This window comes from Priestia sp. TRN 1309 (assembly GCF_050846875.1).
Taxonomy (GTDB): domain Bacteria; phylum Bacillota; class Bacilli; order Bacillales; family Bacillaceae_H; genus Priestia; species Priestia zanthoxyli.
Window position 1 is genome coordinate 47835 of sequence record NZ_JBOZGM010000007.1, and the last position, 21342, is coordinate 69176.

At 38.3% G+C, this 21342-nt stretch carries 22 protein-coding genes and 1 riboswitch; of the genes, 14 read left to right on the forward strand and 8 right to left on the reverse strand.

What is annotated here, in order from left to right; all coding sequences use genetic code 11:
• The first annotated feature begins 10 nt into the window (after nt 1–10).
• The 5 genes from ACRPLQ_RS23115 (at nt 11) to ACRPLQ_RS23135 (ending at nt 5190) form a co-directional block, all read left to right on the forward strand.
• Entirely contained in the window at nt 11–826 is an 816-nt protein-coding gene (locus ACRPLQ_RS23115) for a transporter substrate-binding domain-containing protein (protein ID WP_028412504.1), read from the forward strand.
• A 74-nt stretch (nt 827–900) separates the two neighbouring features.
• Nucleotides 901–1539 carry an amino acid ABC transporter permease gene (locus ACRPLQ_RS23120; protein WP_013055074.1) on the forward strand — a complete coding sequence of 213 codons (639 nt, stop codon included), beginning with the start codon at nt 901–903 and terminating at the stop codon, nt 1537–1539.
• A gap of 14 nt (nt 1540–1553) precedes the next feature.
• On the forward strand, nt 1554–2204 hold the full coding sequence (locus ACRPLQ_RS23125; protein WP_033580703.1) for an amino acid ABC transporter permease: 651 nt from the start codon (nt 1554–1556) through the stop codon (nt 2202–2204).
• A 225-nt stretch (nt 2205–2429) separates the two neighbouring features.
• A complete protein-coding gene (locus tag ACRPLQ_RS23130) occupies nt 2430–3785 on the forward strand; it encodes an amino acid permease (protein ID WP_033580704.1) in 1356 nt (451 codons plus the stop codon).
• Between the two features lie 127 nt (nt 3786–3912).
• Nucleotides 3913–5190, forward strand: a complete 1278-nt coding sequence (locus tag ACRPLQ_RS23135; RefSeq protein ID WP_098112286.1) for a DUF445 domain-containing protein — start codon at nt 3913–3915, stop codon at nt 5188–5190.
• 37 nt (nt 5191–5227) lie between these two features.
• Here the strand turns inward: ACRPLQ_RS23135 and ACRPLQ_RS23140 are convergent, their stop codons facing one another.
• From ACRPLQ_RS23140 to ACRPLQ_RS23165, 6 genes are all read right to left on the reverse strand, one after another.
• On the reverse strand, nt 5228–5764 hold the full coding sequence (locus ACRPLQ_RS23140) for a PepSY domain-containing protein (protein WP_098112287.1): 537 nt from the start codon (nt 5762–5764) through the stop codon (nt 5228–5230).
• A gap of 133 nt (nt 5765–5897) precedes the next feature.
• Nucleotides 5898–6473 carry a PepSY domain-containing protein gene (locus ACRPLQ_RS23145; RefSeq protein ID WP_098112288.1) on the reverse strand — a complete coding sequence of 192 codons (576 nt, stop codon included), beginning with the start codon at nt 6471–6473 and terminating at the stop codon, nt 5898–5900.
• Between the two features lie 72 nt (nt 6474–6545).
• Complete coding sequence (locus ACRPLQ_RS23150) at nt 6546–7892, reverse strand: HAMP domain-containing sensor histidine kinase (RefSeq protein ID WP_098112289.1); 1347 nt, start codon at nt 7890–7892, stop codon at nt 6546–6548.
• 3 nt (nt 7893–7895) lie between these two features.
• On the reverse strand, nt 7896–8627 hold the full coding sequence (locus ACRPLQ_RS23155) for a response regulator transcription factor (protein WP_432236288.1): 732 nt from the start codon (nt 8625–8627) through the stop codon (nt 7896–7898).
• A gap of 42 nt (nt 8628–8669) precedes the next feature.
• A complete protein-coding gene (locus tag ACRPLQ_RS23160; protein WP_098112291.1) occupies nt 8670–10424 on the reverse strand; it encodes a sensor histidine kinase in 1755 nt (584 codons plus the stop codon).
• Nucleotides 10421–11146 (reverse strand): response regulator transcription factor, encoded by a 726-nt coding sequence (locus ACRPLQ_RS23165; protein WP_098112292.1) that lies wholly within the window; start codon nt 11144–11146, stop codon nt 10421–10423. Before ACRPLQ_RS23165 ends, ACRPLQ_RS23160 begins: the two co-directional genes overlap by 4 nt.
• A gap of 170 nt (nt 11147–11316) precedes the next feature.
• Here ACRPLQ_RS23165 and ACRPLQ_RS23170 point away from each other — a divergent pair, with 170 nt between their 5' ends.
• The 7 genes from ACRPLQ_RS23170 to ACRPLQ_RS23200 all read left to right on the forward strand — a co-directional run bounded on the left by ACRPLQ_RS23170 (nt 11317) and on the right by ACRPLQ_RS23200 (nt 18110).
• Nucleotides 11317–12531 carry a DUF418 domain-containing protein gene (locus ACRPLQ_RS23170; RefSeq protein ID WP_165635429.1) on the forward strand — a complete coding sequence of 405 codons (1215 nt, stop codon included), beginning with the start codon at nt 11317–11319 and terminating at the stop codon, nt 12529–12531.
• Nucleotides 12532–12567: 36 nt separating this feature from the next.
• Nucleotides 12568–13251 carry an ABC transporter permease gene (locus tag ACRPLQ_RS23175; RefSeq protein ID WP_028412494.1) on the forward strand — a complete coding sequence of 228 codons (684 nt, stop codon included), beginning with the start codon at nt 12568–12570 and terminating at the stop codon, nt 13249–13251.
• A 1-nt stretch (nt 13252) separates the two neighbouring features.
• Nucleotides 13253–14185 carry an ABC transporter ATP-binding protein gene (locus tag ACRPLQ_RS23180; protein WP_028412493.1) on the forward strand — a complete coding sequence of 311 codons (933 nt, stop codon included), beginning with the start codon at nt 13253–13255 and terminating at the stop codon, nt 14183–14185.
• Between the two features lie 146 nt (nt 14186–14331).
• Entirely contained in the window at nt 14332–14925 is a 594-nt protein-coding gene (locus ACRPLQ_RS23185) for an undecaprenyl-diphosphatase (protein WP_432236289.1), read from the forward strand.
• 151 nt (nt 14926–15076) lie between these two features.
• On the forward strand, nt 15077–15496 hold the full coding sequence (locus tag ACRPLQ_RS23190; RefSeq protein ID WP_028412491.1) for an organic hydroperoxide resistance protein: 420 nt from the start codon (nt 15077–15079) through the stop codon (nt 15494–15496).
• Between the two features lie 105 nt (nt 15497–15601).
• A riboswitch (cobalamin riboswitch) is annotated at nt 15602–15784 on the forward strand.
• Between the two features lie 133 nt (nt 15785–15917).
• Nucleotides 15918–16715, forward strand: coding sequence for a sodium:proton antiporter (locus ACRPLQ_RS23195; protein ID WP_047751749.1), 798 nt, complete (start codon nt 15918–15920; stop codon nt 16713–16715).
• Nucleotides 16716–16946: 231 nt separating this feature from the next.
• A complete protein-coding gene (locus tag ACRPLQ_RS23200; RefSeq protein WP_033580777.1) occupies nt 16947–18110 on the forward strand; it encodes a M20 family metallopeptidase in 1164 nt (387 codons plus the stop codon).
• Nucleotides 18111–18177: 67 nt separating this feature from the next.
• Here ACRPLQ_RS23200 and ACRPLQ_RS23205 read toward each other — a convergent pair whose 3' ends face one another.
• Nucleotides 18178–18600, reverse strand: coding sequence for a DoxX family protein (locus ACRPLQ_RS23205; RefSeq protein ID WP_028412488.1), 423 nt, complete (start codon nt 18598–18600; stop codon nt 18178–18180).
• A 302-nt stretch (nt 18601–18902) separates the two neighbouring features.
• On the opposite strand from ACRPLQ_RS23205, the gene ACRPLQ_RS23210 reads away from it, so the two are divergent.
• Nucleotides 18903–19427, forward strand: coding sequence for a type 1 glutamine amidotransferase domain-containing protein (locus ACRPLQ_RS23210; protein WP_432236290.1), 525 nt, complete (start codon nt 18903–18905; stop codon nt 19425–19427).
• Nucleotides 19428–20061: 634 nt separating this feature from the next.
• Nucleotides 20062–20550, forward strand: a complete 489-nt coding sequence (locus ACRPLQ_RS23215) for a DinB family protein (RefSeq protein ID WP_033580719.1) — start codon at nt 20062–20064, stop codon at nt 20548–20550.
• Between the two features lie 25 nt (nt 20551–20575).
• On the opposite strand, the gene ACRPLQ_RS23220 is transcribed toward ACRPLQ_RS23215, so the two are convergent.
• Nucleotides 20576–21328 carry a lipase family protein gene (locus ACRPLQ_RS23220; protein ID WP_034327418.1) on the reverse strand — a complete coding sequence of 251 codons (753 nt, stop codon included), beginning with the start codon at nt 21326–21328 and terminating at the stop codon, nt 20576–20578.
• Between the last annotated feature and the right edge of the window lie 14 nt (nt 21329–21342).

The window sequence follows — 21342 nt, forward strand, 5'->3', positions numbered from 1 at the left end:
GGGGAGTAATATGAAGAAATCAAAAACGTTTTTAAAGGCAGCCGTGCTTTCATTAGCAGCGGCTATGATGTTAGCGGCTTGTGGAGGAAAAAGTGAAGAAACGAGTGGATCATCAGCTAAAAAAGATGCGCTCACTGAAATTAAAGACAGAGGGAAAATTATCATTGGAGTTAAAAATGATACGCGCTTATTTGGCTTAAAGAATCCAAAGACGGGTGAAGTAGAAGGTTTTGATGTTGATATTTCTAAGCAGCTGGCTAAAGAGATTTTAGGAGATGAAAACAAGGTAGAATTTAAAGAAGTTACGTCCAAGACAAGGGTTCCTCTTCTTCAAAAAGGAGATATTGACGCTGTTGTTGCAACAATGACCATCACAGATGAGCGTAAAAAAGAAGTGGATTTTACGGATGTGTATTTTCAAGCTGGCCAGTCTCTTCTTGTGAAAAAAGGCAGTAAAATTAAAAGCGTTGATGATTTGAAGAAAGGTACTAAAGTGTTGGCTGTTAAAGGATCAACTTCAGCTATTAATATTCGCGAAAAAGCACCGGAGACAACGGTATTAGAGTTTGAAAACTATGCAGAAGCATTTACCGCTTTAAAATCTAAGCAAGGAGATGCTTTAACAACTGATGATGCTATTCTTTATGGAATGGCTGATGAAGATCCTTCTTATGAATTAGTAGGAAAGCCGTTCACAGAAGAGCCTTATGGCATTGCTGTGAAAAAAGGAAACAAAGAGCTTGTAGATGCATTAAACGATGCGCTTAAAAAAATGAAAGACTCTGGAAAATATGATGAAATTCACGACAAGTGGATCAAACAATAAGCGTACAGTTTTCTTTTCTCAGGATGAGCAGCATTATGCTCATCCTGCTTGTTTAGTTGAAAGGAGGAAGAAAATTGCTGGATTTTTCAATTCTGACGAACAATATGGATCTTTATTTAGAAGGTTTTAAGTACACCATTATCGCCAGTCTGATTGCTTTAGTGGCCAGTTTTGTACTTGGTACAATCATTGCGGTAATGCGAATAGCCCCTCTCAAAATAGTAAATGTAATTGGCACTGTCTACGTAGAGTTTATTCGAAATATTCCACTTGTGGTTATCGTCTTTTTTATTTTTATTGTGGCAGGAATCAGCGGTACAGCAGCCGGAGTGCTGGGATTAACTATTTATACGGCAGCTTTTATAGCCGAAGCCATACGAGCGGGAATTATGGCAGTTCCAAAAGGGCAGCTTGAAGCGGCGCGTTCATCCGGCCTTACGTACGGTCAGGCTATGCGATTCATTATATTGCCTCAAGCCATTAAAATTGTCATTCCTCCTCTTGGGAATCAATTTATTAATTTAGTGAAAAACTCATCCGTGTTAGGGATTGTTGCTGGTTTTGATTTAATGTATCAGGCAGATCTTGTTTCCTCTCAAACTTATGTAGTGTTTGATGTGTATATTTTTGTTGCTCTGTTTTATTTAGTTCTAACCATTCCGTTGAGTTTAGGAGTTGGTTATCTTGAGAAACGTCTTGGTAAAACAAGCTGAAAGGAGTGAAAGTGATGGATTTTATGGGTGCTTATTCTCCTGATCACCTTTCCTTCTTAATGGAAGGATTTTGGGTCACTTTAAAAGTGGCATTCATTTCGATTGTGTTAAGTTTTCTTATTGGAAGTATAGTAGGTATTTTAAGGTATGCCCGCATTCCAGTTCTGTCTCATGTACTCGCTTTTGTCGTAGAAATTATCCGGAATTTGCCGCTTCTTTTAATCATCTTTTTTACATACTTTGCTTTACCTGAAATCGGAATTGATATGGAAATTACGTCAGCAGCGATTGTGGCCCTCACTGTATTTGAATCTGCTATGATTTCAGAAATTATCCGAAGCGGATTAAAATCAATTGAAAAAGGACAAATTGAAGCGGCACGTTCATCAGGTTTAAACTATTACCAAACGCTTCGTTTTATTGTATTGCCACAAGCTTTGCGACGAATGGTACCTCCTTTAGTTAGTCAATTTATTTCATTATTAAAAGATACGTCGCTTGCAGTGGTCATCGCGCTTCCTGATTTGCTGCATAATGCTCAAATCATTTATGGACAGAAACAAAGTTACGTGGTGCCGATGTTTTTGATCATTGCGATGATGTATTTTATTGTAAACTATGCTTTATCAGTCATTGCACGAAGACTAGAAGTCAAAAGGGTGTAGATACTCTTTTGACTTTATTTTTGGAAAATAAATAACATTGACAATGCATTGTTGCAACGCATAAAATGACTAAAGTAACAGTGATTAAATGAGATTATTTTCATTCATTATATAGAAGAAAAAAACAGTGTTGGTCCAACCCCTACTGAATATCCGGTAGGGGTTTTTGTGCAAGAAGTGATTTGGTTAAACTAACACGTAAAATGAACAGAAGGGACGGGCATTATGGGAAAACAAGATCAAAATTTAAAAAAAGGTCTGTTGCCTCGTCATGTGCAGCTCATTGCACTTGCCGGCATGATTGGGACAGGCATCTTTAAAGGTAGCGCTGACACGCTAGGTATTGCAGGACCAAGTGTTGTACTTGCGTATTTATTTGGCGGCCTTATCTTATTTATTGTAATGACAGCACTAGCGGAGATGGCAATTGTCTATCCGAATATGAACGTACAAAATTTAGTGCATAAGGCATTCGGTACGCAAACCTCTTTTATTGTAGGGTGGCTGTACTGGGTGAACTGGATTGTTGTGACGGTTGTTGAACTGCTTGCGGGAGGAAGCTTTTTGAAGTTTTGGTTCCCTTCTGTACCTCTTTGGCTCTTAAGCTTTCTCTGTGCAGTGCTGATTGTAGGGATGAATTTATTTCAAGTGAAGTATTACGGAGAAATTGAGTTTTGGTTTGCCGGTATTAAAGTAATTGCTCTTACTGCTTTTATCATTTTGGGAGCTTTCATTTTATTCGGTGTAATTCCAAGTGATGTGCAAAATCCTTGGGCAAATTATACGGCTCATGGAGGCTTTTTCCCTCACGGCATGAGCGGTGTGCTGAGCGCCTTTTTAATTGTGATGTTCTCTTACGGGGGAGCTGAACTAATTGGTGTGGCCGTAACGGAAACAAAAGATGTAAAAAACGTGTTACCGAAAGTAATTAAAGGCACAGTATGGCGAGTGATTGGCTTTTATATTTTGCCTATTTTAATTATTTGCGGCCTTATGCCCTGGAATTCTGTATCGGGGCAAGACAGTCCCTTTGTGCAAGTGTTTAGTATTACCGGTCTGCCAGGTGCGGCTCACATTATGAACTTTGTTTTATTGACGGCCGTTTTATCAGCAGCCAATTCAGGGATGTATGCAACTTCGCGTACGCTCTATGCTATGGCTCAAAGCGGAGAAGCATCAAAGCGCTTCTTGAAAGTTTCAAAAAATGGCATTCCGATTAACGGTTTGATGATTACAGCTGCTTGTATTTTAATAGGTTTGTTTTTAGCCTATAAGACGCCGGATAATGTAATTAGTTATTTAATGACTATTCCAGGTTTCACGATCATTCTCATTTGGGTGAGCATTTGTTTAGCTCAATTAAAGCTGCGTAAAGGGTATAAAGAAAAGCCGTTTTTTGCCTTAAAGTGGTTTCCTTATACAACGCTCTTTGCAACAGCAGCACTGCTTGTTATTTTTGTATCGTTTATGTTTAACAAAAACAATGTGATTGGATCAAGCGTATGTGCGGTTATCCTGGTCGTACTCCTCATTTTTTCATTTATTAATAAAAGTCGAAAAGAAAAAAAGTTTGAAGTATAGCAAAAAGGCAATATACTAGAAAGACGAGGGTAAAAGCTTGTCTTTCTTTTTTTGCGAAAATTTCTGTATCACGTTACATATTTCTAGATGAAATGTTTAGTTAAATAAATAAAGGATGAGGACTACAATGGAATCAAATAATGTATTTACAACAAACCCAAAAAAGAAATCAAAGCACTTGGCCACGATTTCTTTGGCGATTATGGGAGTGGGCTTCGTTGCCACCATGCCTTTTGGTGATTCAATTTGGGGTCGGTTGCTTCAAGGTGGGTTCGAAGCTGGATTAGTCGGGGGCTTAGCGGATTGGTTTGCAGTTACGGCTCTTTTTCGTCACCCTTTAGGCATTCCTATTCCACACACTGCGCTGCTTCCTAAAAACAGGCAGCGTATTACAAGAGGGTTAGTCTCAACGCTTGAAAACGACTGGCTGTCAAAAGAAAGTATTCAAGAAAAAGTGAAAAGAATTGCGTTTACAAAGCGTTTGCTTCCGATTGTTCGAAAAGGTGTTCATTCGGAAACGATTCAACAAAAAGGAACAGCACTGCTTGTTGATGCGATTAATCGTGTGGATACAGAGAAAGTAGTTCTTATTATTGAAAAAGAGCTCAAGTCATCGCTTTCAGCAATAGAGTTAAAGCCTATTGTGCATTCGATTGTTGGAGAAGTGGTTAGAAATCAGTATGATGAAAAAGCACTTGATGTTCTTTTAAATAAGGGAGAGGGCTGGATTAAAAAAGAAGAAACCCAGTATCAGCTCGGAAGTATTGCTAAAAATGCGCTTGATAATATTGAGCTTGACGGTATTTTACAATTTGCTCTCAAATCATTTCAAAGCATGATTAACGAAGAGAAGCTAGGGTCTATTTTGCAAAATCTACTGCTTTCTATTACAGGTCGTCTTCGTAATGAAGATGATGAATATCGCCTTGCTTTGGTAAATGGAATTAGAAAAGAGCTGCAAGGCTTGGAACACAATGAAGAGCTTCTTGAGAAATTAGAAGCATGGAAACAAAAAACGATTAATGAATTAAATGTAACGAATAAATTAACAGAAATCGTCGATAAAATGAAAGCGAAAGTGACGGCATTTATTGAAAGCCCTGAATTTATGAAAAGCTACGCCGTTCCTTACGTAGAGAGCTGGCTGAATGCTCTTGAAGGGGATGCACAGCGTCAAGAAGCAATTGATACGGCTATTCAAAAGCAAATCATGAGTTTTGTAGACGAGAATCATTCAAAAATTGGGCAGCTTGTTCAAGAAAACTTAGATAAATTAGATGATGAAACGCTTGTGGATATGATGGAAAACAATGTCGGAAAAGATTTGCAGTGGATTCGAGTGAACGGAGCTCTATGTGGATTCTTGATTGGTATTGTGTTAACGGTTATTAAATTAGCGGTATAAAAAAGAAGCACGCTCCTTTTGGAGCGTGCTTTTTCTATTAATCATCTATTTCTACACTGATTACGTCGCCGTTTTTGGCATCTACTGAAACAGTTGCTTCACGTTTATCGGCTGTGTCAATTTCAATTTCATATACTAAACGGTTGTTTTCTTGGTCTAAATCCGTTTCGTTAACGGTTCCTTTAGCACTCTTTAAAGCTGTTTTTATCGCTTGATCTAATGAAATAGCAGGGGAAGCGTTTTGGAGATTCTCTTCTTTCTTATCTTCATCGTCTTTTTGGTCTTCATCAAATTCAATGATTTTACCGCTGCTGCTGTCAATATCTACATCGTATTCTTTATTACCTTTTGTGATGTCTACTTCATATTGTTTAACGCCGTCATCTACGGCCAATTGGATATTTGTAATGTCACCGCCGTCTGTTTTTTGCAGGGCAATGTCTTTTGCCTTCGCTTCTTCAATCGTTGCTTGAGTCTTGGTACTGCTTTTAGACTGATCCGTCATGGCATATGCACTTGCACCTAATCCACCGACTAATACTGCACTGGCTAAAACGGTTGTAATAACTTTCATATGTTACGGCCTCCTTGGTTTGTTGTTAAGACTATCTTAGCCCATGAACTTTAAAGGAAAAGAAGAAGAAGTTTAAAATTTTCTTAGAAATAAATAAAGGTGTATAAAAAAAGCACAGCTTTTCGCTGTACTTTTAATCGTCGTCATTTTCATAGGTGATGGAATCTACATGCCCAGAGTAAGCGTTTATCATTACTTTAGCTTCTCTTGTTTTAGACTGATCAATTTCGACTTCGTAGAAGGTTTGGCCTTCTTCCTCTTCTATTTCAACTGAGGAAAACGTTCCTTTTACTTTTTGTAAAGCAATATCTCTTGCTTGTTCCATTGAAATGAGAGGCTCGTCGGATGTAGGAGAAACGGGTGGCTGCTCGCTCTTTTTTTGTTCTTCTTCTGTATCATTTTTAGTTTGAGTAGACGTTTGTTTCTCTACTTTTTGTTTGATTAATGACTGGACTTCTCCATTTTCTCCATTTACTGTGATGTGGTATGGAATATCATCTTTAAGCAAAGTGATTCGATAAATCGGTTCATCATCTTTTTGAGAAAAGCTTGCATTTTCAATCGTGCCGCCGTATTTTTTCTGAATCATACTGCTGACGTCAGATTCGGATAAAAGTGTATCAGGCCGATTCATTGCTGTTGCGATTCCGTAAAAGCAAGCTGAGCCAACTGCAAGAAAGATAAGTATAAAAAGCACCGTTTTCTTCATACATTCACCTCCAGTATCTTAAAAAGTAGTATATCAGGCAATTCTTAAAAATCTCTAAGAAACGGTGAGAAATTAAAGAGGAAAGCAAACCGTTACGGATGTCCCTTTTCCTTCATCGCTGCTAATCTCAATACGTCCGCTATGGGCTTCTACAATCTTTCGAGCAATGGATAATCCAAGCCCTGAACCACCGGTTTCTCGATTTCTTGCTTTATCTACGCGAAAAAAGCGTTCGTACACGTTTGATAAGTCTTCTTTTGGGATACCAATTCCTTGATCTGTGACCGTAATCATAAAGCTTTCGCTTCTTGCTATAGTTACTTCCACTGCTTTTTCACTATATTTAATGGCATTATCTAAGAGGATGTACAGCAGCTGCTTTAAGCGTTTTTCATCCGCTGTTACGACGGGATGATCCGTTTTTATATTTAAATAAATGGTTCGTTCAAAAGCTTGTTCTAGATGCTTGATTGTTTGGTTACAGACGGCCGCCGCATCTACGTGTTCCATGTGAAGCTCCCACTGCGACTCATCTTTCGCAAGCACCAGCATTTGAGACGTAAGCTGTTTCATGCGTAAAGACTCAGAGTGAATGGCTTCGATGGCTTCTTCTAAAATATCTGGACGCTTCATCCCCCATCGTTTTAGCATATTGGCATAGCTTTCTACCACGGTCAGGGGTGTTTTTAATTCATGAGAAGCATCGGATACGAACTGCTCTTGCTTTTTATAGTTTTCCTCTAATAAATCCATCATATTATTGAAGGTGTTGGCCATTTGATCTAACTCATCTTTAGAAGAGGAAGAGAGAGCGATTTTTTTGAATGTGCGAGACACTTGAATTTCTTCCATAGTATGAATAAGAGATTTGATAGGCCGCAAAATGATTTTACTTAAAAGCCGTCCGGCAAATATGGTCGGAATTAATATAACAAGAGAGGCAATAAGCAAGATGAATTTTAACGTCTGTAAAGATTGTTCCACGTCTTCGAGTTGTTCCGTGACTTCTAAAGAAACGACTTCACCGTTCGTCCAAATGACCGGAGTATGCGAAATTGCGTATAGGTGGCCGTCGTCTTCTTTGATGGTTGTTTGTTCATTTGAATAATAAGAATAGGATAAGTCCTGAAGCTCTTTCGTTTGATCAGTAACCGATACAACTAAAGGACTCCCTGATTTAGGCAAAATACGAATCATTCCGTTAGGAGGCAAATAGGCACGAAGCAAATTGGCTTGTTTAACCGTCGAACTTGTTTGTTTTAGCCCATTTGTTACGTTGCTTGTTTCTGCTTGTAAACGTTCAATTGCATTGTCTTCCATGGTTTTCTTGAAAATGAAGTAAATCGAGCTGTTCGCAATCACTAGCAGAATAAAAAGCAGGGCAGTTGATGTAAGGATAATCTTTGTTTGCAGTTTCATAAGCTACTCCTTAAGCATATAGCCAACGCCGCGCACCGTTTGAATATAAGGTGTTGAAAATGGTGCATCAATCTTTTTGCGCAAATAACGAATGTATACGTATACAATATTGGTGTCTCCGTAGTAATCGAATCCCCATACGTTTGTAAGAAGCTGTTCAAAGCTCAGCACTTGATTGTTGTTTTGAAGCATATAGACAAGCAAATCATATTCTTTAGGAGTCAGCTCAATAGCTTCATTTTCACGCGTGACTTCTCGCATTTTTTCATTCACAACTAAAGTTCCTAGCTGCAGAGTATCTGCTTTTTTTTCAGAAGGAGATGCTGATGCAGGATGGCGAAGCCAGACGCGGATACGTGCAAAAAGCTCCTCAATTTGAAAAGGCTTTGTAATGTAGTCGTTCGCTCCTAAATCTAGTCCGCTTACCTTATCAGGAAGGGCGTCTCGAGCGGTTAATAAGATAACGGGCGTCTGATCATCGTTTGCTCGAATGCGACGAAGTACTTCGAGTCCGCTCAGTTCAGGAAGCATCACATCTAAAAGCAGCAAATCCCAATCATGTGCTTGAAACTCTGCCAATCCTTCTGTCCCTGTATAAGCCATGCCCGTTTCGTACCCTTCGTGTTCAAGCTCGAGCTGAATCAAACGAGCAATTTTGCGTTCATCTTCTACAATTAAAATTCTGCCTTTACTCAACAAAAATTCCCCCTTGCATCTATGTATAGTTGCGTACATTATAGCATGGAGAGGATTGAGGTGTATAAAAGCAGCTGGAGGTTAGCCCGGCTGCTGATTGGTTGAAAGAGGAATATGTAAGGTAATGGAAGTGCCTTGGTTAGGAGTGGATTTCACTTCAATATGCCCTTTATGAAGTTCGCAAATGGCCTTTGCGATACTCATGCCAAGTCCAGCACCTTCTGTTTTTTCGGTTGTATTTGTGCCGCGGTAATAGCGGTCAAATAAATTTTTCTGCGTTTCTTCATCCATTCCAATTCCATCATCTTGAATTGTAATCAAGACGTGGTCACTTTTTAGAATGGTCAAAATTGTAATAGTGGTGTTCTCCGGATTATGTTTAATAGCATTAAAAATTAGGTTATCAACCATTCTTTCAAACCAGCGCGGGTCAGCTTGAATAAAAGGTTGAAGGTGAACGGGTACATAAGAGAATTGAACATTTTTAATAGTTCGATCGTTAACGAATTTTAAAACAATATGCTGAAGCAATTGATGAACATCCACTTTTTTTGTTTCTAAGGCAACCACATTATTTTTAAGCTTAAAGGCCAGTGAAAAATCTTCTACAAGCCCCACCATATATTCACTTTTGTCACGCAGCGTTTGGCCAATTTCTTTTAGCTCTTCTTCGTTCCAATTGTAATAGCCGCTTTCAAGCATATGGCCATATCCTTGAATCGTCGAAAGGGGGGTTCGCAAATCATGTGATATTCCAGTCATCCATTCTTCACGAGTGGTTTCTAGCTGCTTTCGTTCTTTTTCAGCTAAGCTAAGCTGCTCCGCCATCTCATAAAAAGCTGTGATTACTTCTGAATACAAACGATATTGAAAACGTACTTTTCCATTCTTCCGAAAGACGCGCTTCCGCTCTTTTTCTGTTAGCACTTCTGAATAGTTTCCGCTTCCCATGCGCCCGAGCCAGCTGGTAAAGAGAAGTAAGGGGCCACCGTAGCGAAAAGCGTTCCAGATGGAGAAAGTGATAGTGGCTATAAGAACAGAAACCGCCACGATGATGGAGATCATCCAAGCTTTTCGAATAATAGATTCATCGGTTATACTGTGGTAATTATTAGGAGTGTAAAAAACCCAAGAAATTTTCTTCTTTGGATCATGGAATACAGTAGCTGTTGAATCATATTTATCTTGTTCAATTTTTCGGGAAATAATTTCTAAAGGATCGTAACGTGTTTTTTCTTTAGGCATTCTAATTGAAGCTAAGATATCACCTTTCTCATTTAAAATTTGAAGCGAAGCATCTTTTTCTTTTAACGCCTTTTTGATAAGAGGGATATCGCTTTTGGGAGGCACACTTTGTTTATTATATTTAGCATACAAAGCATATAGCTGGTCTTTTAAATCGCTTTTATAGCCCAAAATATAATAAGTAGGTGTAGTCAAAAAGGTATCAAGTTCTGTTACGACATTATAGCCTTTAAATTTTTGGGTTTTATCCATTTCTAATAACTCTGAAAGACCGTAGTGCTTAGGTAAGTCTTTTGGGGAGTTAACTTCTCCAATTACTTTTCCTTGTTTGTTCAGTACTTGGTACCATAGTCCTTCTTGTTTAAGTTGTTTTGCTAAATCATCTGAAACGCTTGCTTTTCCACCTTCAACTGTTGTATCCCCGGTTAATACGCTAAGTGATCCAGAGGGCAAGTCTCTTTTGATATCTTGCTTTGAAAGGTAATAAGCTAGAAACATTAAAGCGCAAAAAAGAACGCAGCAAACACATGCAATAATTGCAATAAACTGAAACGAAAAATGAAAGGTCAACCTTCTTTTAATTGATTTCATAGTGCTTTTCCGTTCACTAATTTATATCCAAGTCCGCGCACTGTAACTAAATGTTTTGGATTGCTAGGATTATCTTCGATTCTTTCTCTAATTCTTCTAATATGAACGGTTACCGTATTATCGTCTACGAACTGGTTATATCCCCAAACGGCTTCAAGCAGCTGTGATTTAGAAAGAACCATGTTCATGTTTTTACAAAAATGAAGTAGTAGCAAAAATACTTGTGCGGGGCAAGCAACCGTTTGACCATCTACAATGAGCTCTCCAGCGGATTCATCTACGATAAAACGATCAAACTCATAGCGATTTGAAGGCTGTAATTCCATTTTTACAGGACTTCTTTCGATCAGCGTTTGTTTTCTGCGCAATCGTGCTTTAATTCGTGCCGCAATCTCTAAAGGATTAAATGGCTTGGTTACGTAGTCATCTCCGCCCATGGCGAAGCCCGTTAACACATCCAAGTCAGATACTTTGGCTGTTATGAACAGGATATAAGCGTTTGAGAGCTCACGAATTTTAGGACAAATATCAAATCCGCTTTTATCGGGAAGCATGACGTCCAACAAAATAATATCAATCGTTTTATTATGTAAAACATCTAGCGCTTCTTGAGCGGTGTGAGCTTTATAGATTTGGTTGAAGCCTTCTTTTTTTAATACTGTCTCCAACATTTTGACAATAGCAATTTCATCATCAACTAGCAATATAGATGCATCTTCCAATATAAATCACCTCTGTTTCATTTCATACGTATTCGATTTTAGCATAAGAACATTACGAAAAGATTAACAAAATTGGAAAATGTTAAAGAAAAGATAATCTCCTGTTTATTTTCTTGAAACCTTCATTTCATATACTAAATATATAGACACATAGTAAAGGAGTTAAAAGGATGAGTAATGATTTTAGGCGGGTTAAAGTAATTGATAGTATGAGAGGATTTAGCTTGCTGGGTATTTTACTAGCGAATATGCTAATTTTTCAATACGGTATTTATGGAAAGGATATGATTCATCTCTTTTCCCTATCACCAAGCGATTCAGCAGCCTATATTTTTTTAAAAGTTGCCGTAGAAGAAAGTTTTATGCCAATCTTTACTTTTTTATTTGGCTATTCAATGGTGAAGATGAAAGAAAGCTTAGAAAGAAGGGAGTTAGGAGTAAAAAGGCATTTCTTTCGCCGCTTTCTTCTGCTTCTAGGGTTTGGTCTACTGCATGGAGTACTTTTATGGGAAGGAGATATTCTTACGTTTTACGGAATGATGGGGATATTTTTATTAGTTTTCTTTTTAAACCGTAAAGCTAAAACGCTGTTGGTATGGGCATCAATTTTACTAGTTCTTACGGGAGCAGCCGGTTACGGTTCATTAAACGATAATATGTATCTTCTTAGTGATAAGCAAACGCTCACCACATACGTAAAAGATACGATTCATGTGTATGGAAGTGGAACTTATGAACAAATTAAAGACCACCGCAACAACGTTGATCCGATGAATATAGCAGGATATAAATTTGCTTTTGCCTTCTTGTTTACACCATTTATAATGGGTGCTTTGTTTTTGTTTGGTATGTATGCGGGGAAGAAAAATTGGTTTTACGACGCTTCAGCTAATCAAAAACAGTATGGCCGTTGGGCGGCCGTGTTGATTCCGCTTAGCTTGCTGTTAAAAGGAACTATGTACGTATGGCCAGATGCTAATTGGGCTGGTTCTACACATATGTTAGGTGGGAGTCTCTTATCTCTTGGTTATATTGCAGGCTTTGCTTGGCTATATGCGAAATACGAAAAGTCATTTTTGATGAAGGCTTTTGAAAGCGTAGGCAGGATATCGCTTAGTAATTATTTAATGCAAACGGTTATATGCACGACGATTTTTTATGGTTATGGATTAGGTTATTTCGGAAAGCTCGGAATGATTGCAGGGGTTTTTGTCTGCATAGGTATTTACGGAATTCAGCTTATCGGAAGTTATATGTACGTGCAAAAATTTCAAACTGGACCGGTGGAAAAGCTGCTGCGCATATGGACAAATTTTTCTTGGAACGGAAAGCCCAAAGAGAAAAAAGCTTTACCTGAGGGAATAAATCATCCTTTTGTTGGATGATAGCAGTCAAACTTATGTAAAAAGGAGATTTTAAAAATGTGGGCCATTAGTGTAAAAGAGTTTCAAAGCTTATTTAAAAGTGTTAAATCAATTATCGTTATTTTAATCGTATGCGGTGCTTCCTATGGAATAGCCCATCTAGTTAGTCAACTTGGAGGTCAACTGACGAGCGCACAGATTCGAGATGGAGCCAACGGGGGAATTTTGGTGATGCTTCTCGGATTCGGACCCTTGTTTATTTCAAGTCTTTCTCACAATGTTATTAATCAAGAAATTAAAACAAGAACAGCCAGGTTTTTAGTTACCAAAACATCAAGAGAGCGTATTGTACTAGGAAAATTCTTAGGAATTTGTTGTTTCTGGCTTGTTTGTATCTCTATTTCATTTCTACTGATTGGTTTTATTTCGCATCATTTTTCTTTTTATATATTTTTAGAGTGCCTGCTATTCACTACTTGTATCATTTCATCTGTTTTAATGCTTTCAGCTTTACTATCAAATCCAATTCATACTATGTTTTTATCAATTATTTTATCAATTGTTTTACCGGTACTGAGCGTATGGAGCATATTTTCATCAAAAGCGTACATTGCATGGTTTAAGTATGTGACACCTTACTACTATTTAAAGTTGGAGAAAGGGTATTTAACGGTTCTTCTTATTTTTGCAGCACTTTGTCTATGTACGGCACTTTGGAGTTTTAAAAGGAGAGAAGTATAATATGTATGCTATAGAAACAAGTAAATTAACTAAAAAGTATGGATCAAAAACAATTGTTAACAGTATTAATTTACAGGTACCACAAGGAGAAATTTACGGATTTTTAGGGAGAAACGGAGCAGGGAAGTCTACATTTATTAATATGCTTACTGGCGTTTCATTTCCTTCAGCGGGAGAATTTACGCTGCTGGGACAGAGTGATATTGATTTAGAGCTTCAGAAGAAAATAGGCGTGCTTCCTGACTATGCTACCTTTTATGATGAGATGACGGCACTCAATCATTTGCGCTATTTTTTAAAGATAAACGGACATCGTTTTTCTAAAGAACACTGTAGTAATGTACTGAAGAAAGTAGGATTAGAAGGACATGACCATCAGAAAGTTGGAAAGTTTTCATTTGGAATGAAAAAGAAGTTAGGAATTGCTCAAGCGATTGTAACAGACCCAGATCTTGTCTTTTTAGATGAACCAACTTCTGGAGTAGATATTGAATCTGCTCTCCACATTCATGAATTAATAAGAGAACTTCAAAATCAAGGCAAGACAATTTTTATGACGTCTCATAATTTAAATGAAGTTGAGAAGATTTGTACACGTGTAGCGATTATGAAAAATGGTGTTATTTTAGTAGAAGGGACAATGGAAGAACTGCGTTTTCAATACCAAGCGAAAAAAACGGTGATGATTAAACATGATCCTTACCCAAGCAGTCATAAAGCATATATTCAACAGTTTTTCCGTACGGTGAGTCCGGACGTGGAATACCATCACACGTACACAAAAGTGATGCTTCAAAAAGAGAGAAATATCCCTCTGATTATTCGCGAATTGATTCAATGCGGTATCGATATTTATCAAATTCACGTAGAAGAGCCTTCTTTAGAAGAAATCTTTTTGCAACAAAACATCGTGGATCATTCGCAGGTAAGTTAATGGGCAAAAATCTGTTGGCTTACCACTCAGCCTGACTAAGTCATTTATAAATACCAGTTAGGAAGCCTCTGACAAAAACATGTTCATTTTCCCAAGAAACTGATAAGATAGCTAATGACATTTAAAAATAAGAAAGGATTTCGATTATGTTATCAGCTATTAATTCAGTAGACTATACCATTTTCCATGCGGTGAATCAGTACGCCTCGCATGTGAAGTTTGTAGATTCGCTAATGGTATTCTTTGCAGATTATGCCCAGTATGTACTTATTGTTTTACTCGGCTTGTTTTTACTTATTAATAAAAACGGCAGCCGTGTTGTAGCATTTCAAGCTTTATGTGCTTGTGCCACAGGAGTCATTATCAATAAAGTGATTAGTTTATTTGCTTATCGAGATCGTCCGTTTATCTCTCACCACGTGAATCAGCTTATTGATCACGCCGCGAATTCTTCATTTCCAAGCGATCATGCTACATCTGCATTAGTTATCACTTTTACCATCTGGCTGCATTTCAAACGTTCAGGGCGCATGTGGGTTGTCATGGGTGCACTCATTGCATTTTCACGCGTATGGGTTGGCGTTCACTATCCATTCGATGTGTTAACAGGAGCCGCTTTAGGCTGCGTGCTGGCGCTGTTTATTCATTATGTTATTTTTAATACGAAACTGATGAGGGCTATTACCAACTTGTCTATTTTTCGAAAATCACCTTATGACGAACAGTCTCAATATTATTAAGAAAAAGTCGCATATACGCGGCTTTTTTTATTGGAAAATTTTTAATGTATTTAACACTTGTTTTTTAAAATTGAATTGTGTACAATTAAATTACAGAAACGATAAATAAAAAATTTTAATAAAATTACTAAAAAAGAGGAGAGATTTATACATGAAAGCTTTATATGAAACGACAGTCGTTAACACAGGTGGAAGAACAGGAGAAGTTCATTCTTTAGATAATATCTTTAATTTAGACGTTGCAACACCTCCAGCGCTTGGTGGAGAAGCAACAACAGCAACAAACCCAGAGCAGCTATTTGCAGCTGGATACAGTGCTTGTTTCAACAGCGCGTTAGAATTTATGTTGAAAAAACATAACGTAGAAATTAAAAGCAGTGAAGTAAAAGCTACGGTTCAGCTGCTTCCAGATAAAGCTGATCAAGGAGTGAAAATTGCTGTAGCGCTTGAAGCTCATATCGAAGGTTTAGATTTAGAAACAGCTAAAAAATATGTAGACCTAGCCCACTCATACTGCCCGTATTCAAAAGCAATCAGCGGCAACGTAGACGTAACGGTAGAAGTAGTTTAATTGCTTTAAAAAGCCCTGCTAAGCATGTAAAGCTCAGCAGGGCTTTTTTATTTGAATTTTCTCTATTCATTTGTAAGGAGTACTAGTATAATGAGGAAGAAAATGAATCATTCGCACAGTTTAGGTGCTCTTACATAGCGTAAGAGGTAACAGGGAATCGAGTGCAAATCTCGAGCGGTCCAGCCACTGTAAGCAGGGAGTTTTCTATCTTATCGTCACTCAAAACGGGGAAGGCGGTAGAAAATGATGATCTCAAGCCAGGAGACCTACCTATTCTGTACACTTGACTCTTCTAGGAAAGAGGCGGTGTATCAAGGTACGCAGTGAGTAATTACTGTTTATTTTCATATGCCGACACATCCTCAATTTCTATAGAATTGAGGCTTTTTTACGTTTTATTTTAAAAAAAGGAGTGTAGGAAATGGAAGGTTTATCAGTTTTTTTACTTGTCTTTTTATTAGGAATCAGGCACGGATTAGATGCAGATCACTTAGCTTTTATTGATGGCCAGACCCGATATAATTGGCGAATGGGCAGCCGTTTTGCTCCGTGGGTCGGAACGCTGTTTTCACTAGGTCATGGAGGAATGGTGGCCGTCACGGCCGGGGTGCTGGGCGTAGTGATGAAGAATTTTACGTTTCCAGCATATTTCGATCATTTTGCATCTTGGGTATCTATCATCTCTCTCTTTCTGATTGGGACATTAAACACATATCATTTGCTTCGAACTAAAAACAAAGAAGAAGAGTTTCAGGTGAGCGGGTTAAAAGGGAAGTTTATTCCGAAAATCGCAAAAGGAACAACGAATCCTTTTTTAATTATTCTTGTAGGAGCGCTGTTTGCCCTAGCGGCTGAAACGGTCAGTCAAACGGCCGTGTGGTCTCTAGCTGTAGGGAACGCAGGCAAATATACGCCGCTTTTATTAGGACTAGTATTTATGTTTGGTATGATGCTGACAGATACAATCGATTCACTGATTGTACATAAAATGGTGAATGAATCGAGTAAGTTTGGGCAATCTGCTTCCCGCTTGATGGGCTGGGTTATTGTTATCCTCGCATACGGGGTGTCCTTCTACTTAGCATTCACTTTCTTTAATCCATGGGCCGAAGTAAACTTTGAAATGGTTGGCGTTATTTTGTTTGTTTTTTTAGTGTCTATGTTTGTTTTTGTAAGTGTGAAGTCAAAAGGGAAAAATATCAAAATAAATGTCAATTAATAAAATGAAAGCTTTAATCTGTTGAAGATTGAAGCTTTTTTGTATAAATTTGTTGAAGTTTATGGCTATTTTCGGTCGGTTATGAATAAGTTAAAGTATTATCTGTATTTTAAGGATGGAAAATTGTCTGAAAACCATTATAATTAAGGATAATTTAAGGTCGTTATGTGAAACGTAGAACATACTCATACGTACGATAAATAAAAGCAATGAATGCACAAGCAGCAGGGGTTGTTTGGAGGAGGAATTGATTTGAGTCAGGTAATGGTAGAACAAAGCGTATTTAGTTATTTAAAAGAACATGAACAAGAGATGCTCGAAGATTTAGTTGGATTTGTGAAAAAAGAATCACCGTCCTACAGTAAAGAGTTAGTGGATCAGTGTGGAATGTATTTAACGCAGCTGTTTCAGAAGCGTTTAGGCGTAGGGTATGAAATCATAGAAGAAAAAGAAGTAGGAAACCACTTGAAATTTACGATTGGAGAAGGAGAGAAGCAGCTTTTAATTATCGGTCACTTTGACACGGTATGGGAAAAGGGAAGGCTGAGTCTAAGAACAGAAGGAAACAAGCTTTATGGTCCGGGAATTTTAGATATGAAAGGCGGCATTGTGCAATCAATATGGGCAATTAAAGCGATTCAAGAGCTCGGCTTAGAAATGGATAAAAAAATTGTGTTTTTCTGCAATTCAGATGAAGAGATTGGATCAATTTCCTCTAAAAAATATATAGAAGAAGAAGCACAAAGAAGTGAAGCAGTGCTAGTAGCAGAACCTGCGGTGGCGGGTTCAGGTGCGTTAAAAACGTCGCGCAAAGGAGCGGGGATTTTCACCGTAAAGGTGTGGGGACGAGCAGCCCACGCTGGTAATCACCACAAAGAAGGAATCAATGCTATTGAAGAGCTAGCGCGCCAAGTGATTTTTCTGCAGAGCTTAACCGATTATGAAAAAGGTACAACGGTGAACGTTGGGACATTTACCGGAGGCAGCGGTACGAATGTAGTGCCGGAATATGCAGAAGCGCACGTGGATTTACGTGTTTCTACAGAAGAAGAAGCAAAACGTATGACGGATATTATTTTGAATTTAACGCCCATTTTAAAAGGGATTAAGATTGAAGTAACAGGAGGCATGAACCGTCCTCCAATGGTTAAGTCTAAACAAACGGAAGAGTTATTTGAATGCGCTCAGTCGATTGCGGCCAAACTGGGTATGAAATTAGAAGAAGCAGCTGTTGGAGGCGGAAGTGATGGCAATTTTACAGCGGCTATTGGCATTCCCACGTTGGATGGATTAGGAGCATGCGGAAAAGGAATACATGCAGAATATGAACATATTCAAATTGATACGTTGTCCGAGCGTTCTTCTTTATTTGCGAATTTGCTGCTTCAAATATAAAAAAAGCCCGCCTCAAACGGCGGGACTAACCTGAAAGCTTATATTGGGAGAGTATAAGCTTTCTTTTTTATTTACTGCTTTCTTCTTGAAGAGAAAAAGCAGTTTCTTTCTTTTTAAATACCACTTTATCAAGAGCAAGGAACTGGCTTCCTGCAACAAATAAGTGAGCAGACATGGCAATTAAGGCAATATCAAACTCAAACCCGCCAACGAATCCGCTTTTAAGCTTGGCTGTAAAAATAGCGCCAAGCATAACTGCCACAAATAAAGCAGCTACGACTCTTGTTGCTAGACCAAGAATAATCAGAACCCCACCTACAAGTTCAATTGTTGCCACAATATATGCCATGAAACCAGGGATTCCTAAGCTATCGAAGAAGCCTACTGTATTTTCAATTCCCCCTTGCCATTTTTGAAAGCCGTGTACTAAAAATGTAAAACCTAATACTAAACGAATAATAAGCGACCCAATTTCGACGTTTTTATTCACTTTACTTCCTCCTTTAAGTGTATTTGAAAAACACTACATTATGTAGTGTAAAAGCCCGTAAAAAGAAATGTAGCAATTAAATAAAGTCTTTCTTATTTGGATAATTTTACAACATTATGAACATCACACTACACATTGTAGTGTGATGTTTGTCCCCAGTCAAGTAAAAATATAAAATTAGATCATTTGGCATACAAAAAATTTCTGAAGGGCACTTGAAAAATCCTTTAATTATGTACAATTTAGTTCCTTATTTTCAATCTTATTCTCCAACATGCTATACTGATGGCGGAGGTGTTACGATGCGCTTAGAAAATAAAAGAGTTATTGCGCTTGTTAGTGCAGACTTTGAAGATCTAGAACTATGGTATCCAGTGATGCGTCTTCGCGAAGAAGGAGCAGAAGTACATTTAGTTGGAGAAAAAGCAAACGAAACGTACATGGGGAAATACGGTGTTCCAGCCGTATCGGACTATGCATTTAAAGGTGTTGATCCAGCTGAATATGACGCTATTTTAGTACCTGGAGGCTGGGCGCCGGATAAACTGCGCCGCTACCCTGAAGTAATTGAAATGGTTCGTCATATGGATGAACAGCAAAAGCCAATCGGCCAAATCTGCCATGCAGGATGGGTATTAATCTCTGCAAAAATCTTAGATGGCCGAAACGTAACAAGTACGCCAGGAATCAAAGATGATATGGAAAATGCGGGAGCTATTTGGCATGATGAAGCAGTCGTAATCGACGGCCACATCATTTCAAGCCGCCGTCCGCCAGACCTTCCTCCTTATGCAAAAGCATTTGCTGATGTACTAGCAGAGCAATAAGAAAAAAGCCGAAACCATATTGGTTTTGGCTTTTTTATAAGATTCCCTAAAAAAAGAAATGATAAAGTAAATAAAAAATCATCATTAAAAAAGCGAGCAGATGCATCTGCTCGCTTTTGTTCGTGTTTCTTATCAGTAACTTGCTTTTTGCAAGTGTAAAAACAAAATGATTACTTTCTTTATAAAATCCATGATTACGGTTTTTGTAAGTTTCGTTGTTGTTAGGGCACAATTAGCATTGATTGTGCTTGCATGGATTTCATCCATTGCCGCGGTTTGTTTTTCCACATGATCGATTAACCTAAACGACGCAAGCCCTACCTCTCTTGCATCCTTACGGCTCCGAAGCCGATCCAGTGTGAATAAGTTTTGTTCAAAGACATGTGTCGAATGCCAGTATTTTTACCTTGCATTGTACGATACATCCTTTCAAGTTACTTTCACTATGTCCAGCTCTTAAAGAAAAGCCAGAAATCTAAATATAACACTTCAGTTGATCTATGTCAAATAGAAAAAATATTTTTTTCACGTGAAACAATTGCAGCTAAAACATGGTTAAGTAAAGGGATATCCTTTTTATATAGAAGAGTTTTTTGATACGATAAGCTAGAGGAATCCTAGAGGAGGATGAACAATGAACAAAAATGAACAGTTTCGAAATGATGTATTGAACAGTGTAGAATCATTAACATATGAACAATTAAATCAGCAGCCAGCATCTAATACATGGAGCGTTATGCAAGTATTAGAACATTTATATTTGATGGAGCGCATGATTGTTTCACGTGTAAAGGATCAGTTAGAAAACGGTGTAGATCAGCCAACCGAAGATAAGCCGTTTCATTTAGCGGTAGACCGTTCTCGAAAAGTAGATGCACCGGCTCAAGTTACGCCTTCTAATGAAAAGCAGACATTAGAAGAAATGAAGAGTAAGCTGGCGGAATCAAGAGCGGCTTTAGTAGAGTTAGAAGAAACAGCCAGTGAAGAAAACCTAAAGCAAAAATCGTTTCCACATCCTGTGTTTGGGTTAATGGATTTAAAGCAATGGATTGATTTTATTGGCTATCATGAAAAGCGTCACCAAGAACAAATAGAAGAAATCAAAACAGCAATTGGCGCATAAAAAAACAGGCATTCCGCCTGTTTTTTTATTTTTGGACCAAAATAGGGTAATCCGACATCATCCATATCCCAACACTGTATGTTTGGGGATTATGGTTCCCTACGGTAGAGCCTGTTTGGATGGTAAATGAGAGTTGCAGAGGGTCTTGATCGTAATAAATTGTTTGCTTGGTGGAAGGGGAATAGAGTCGCTTCGGAGGGATTTTAGGAACCGTATCCGTCGTGTTAACAAAACAGCGGCTATTTGAAACAAGATTTGTGTATGTTTGAACGAATTGAGGATCCCCTACTCGAGGAGCTCCGTAGTTGTACATTGTAATTTCCGGAAAAGATGCGTTTGTGGCGACATCTAAGGCATGAAGAGCAGCGAGTGCGCCACCTAGGCTATGCCCCGTTATATAAATGGGCTTGGTGGGAAGCGATTTATATGTTTCAAAAATTTCATCACGGCATGATTCGTAAACGGCTAAAAAACCTTCATGAACGAGCCCGGCTCGTTGATTGTATGGATAGGGGCGCTGCCTAATGCGAGCATCAGCAATCCAATCTGCCTCAGATTGAGTTCCTCGAAAGGCAATTACGATAGAGTCATCAGATTCTAAAATAAAACCAAACCATTCTTGCACCCCTACGGCAGAAGCTTTAAACGATTTAATAAGCCGGTAGCCTTCAGGTACATCAAATGTGCCTCCCTGTGCGTATTGCTTATAAGCTAAGACGCACGCATAAAGAAGGTCTAGAGCTAAAGAACGATAAAATAAAGGCTCGATTCTCATCATTGTTTTTCACACCT

Excerpts from the sequence above, each read along its gene's own strand:
- ACRPLQ_RS23210 (WP_432236290.1), top strand. The coding sequence starts at position 18,903 with ATGCGCTTAGAAAATAAAAGAGTTATTGCGCTTGTTAGTGCAGACTTT.
- ACRPLQ_RS23125 (WP_033580703.1), top strand. The coding sequence starts at position 1,554 with ATGGATTTTATGGGTGCTTATTCTCCTGATCACCTTTCCTTCTTAATG.
- ACRPLQ_RS23145 (WP_098112288.1), bottom strand. The coding sequence starts at position 6,473 with ATGAAGAAAACGGTGCTTTTTATACTTATCTTTCTTGCAGTTGGCTCA.
- ACRPLQ_RS23135 (WP_098112286.1), top strand. The coding sequence starts at position 3,913 with ATGGAATCAAATAATGTATTTACAACAAACCCAAAAAAGAAATCAAAG.
- ACRPLQ_RS23185 (WP_432236289.1), top strand. The coding sequence starts at position 14,332 with ATGTTATCAGCTATTAATTCAGTAGACTATACCATTTTCCATGCGGTG.
- ACRPLQ_RS23130 (WP_033580704.1), top strand. The coding sequence starts at position 2,430 with ATGGGAAAACAAGATCAAAATTTAAAAAAAGGTCTGTTGCCTCGTCAT.
- ACRPLQ_RS23150 (WP_098112289.1), bottom strand. The coding sequence starts at position 7,892 with ATGAAACTGCAAACAAAGATTATCCTTACATCAACTGCCCTGCTTTTT.
- ACRPLQ_RS23140 (WP_098112287.1), bottom strand. The coding sequence starts at position 5,764 with ATGAAAGTTATTACAACCGTTTTAGCCAGTGCAGTATTAGTCGGTGGA.
- ACRPLQ_RS23215 (WP_033580719.1), top strand. The coding sequence starts at position 20,062 with ATGAACAAAAATGAACAGTTTCGAAATGATGTATTGAACAGTGTAGAA.
- ACRPLQ_RS23220 (WP_034327418.1), bottom strand. The coding sequence starts at position 21,328 with ATGATGAGAATCGAGCCTTTATTTTATCGTTCTTTAGCTCTAGACCTT.
- ACRPLQ_RS23160 (WP_098112291.1), bottom strand. The coding sequence starts at position 10,424 with ATGAAATCAATTAAAAGAAGGTTGACCTTTCATTTTTCGTTTCAGTTT.
- ACRPLQ_RS23170 (WP_165635429.1), top strand. The coding sequence starts at position 11,317 with ATGAGTAATGATTTTAGGCGGGTTAAAGTAATTGATAGTATGAGAGGA.
- ACRPLQ_RS23190 (WP_028412491.1), top strand. The coding sequence starts at position 15,077 with ATGAAAGCTTTATATGAAACGACAGTCGTTAACACAGGTGGAAGAACA.
- ACRPLQ_RS23180 (WP_028412493.1), top strand. The coding sequence starts at position 13,253 with ATGTATGCTATAGAAACAAGTAAATTAACTAAAAAGTATGGATCAAAA.
- ACRPLQ_RS23155 (WP_432236288.1), bottom strand. The coding sequence starts at position 8,627 with ATGTACGCAACTATACATAGATGCAAGGGGGAATTTTTGTTGAGTAAA.
- ACRPLQ_RS23175 (WP_028412494.1), top strand. The coding sequence starts at position 12,568 with ATGTGGGCCATTAGTGTAAAAGAGTTTCAAAGCTTATTTAAAAGTGTT.
- ACRPLQ_RS23115 (WP_028412504.1), top strand. The coding sequence starts at position 11 with ATGAAGAAATCAAAAACGTTTTTAAAGGCAGCCGTGCTTTCATTAGCA.
- ACRPLQ_RS23195 (WP_047751749.1), top strand. The coding sequence starts at position 15,918 with ATGGAAGGTTTATCAGTTTTTTTACTTGTCTTTTTATTAGGAATCAGG.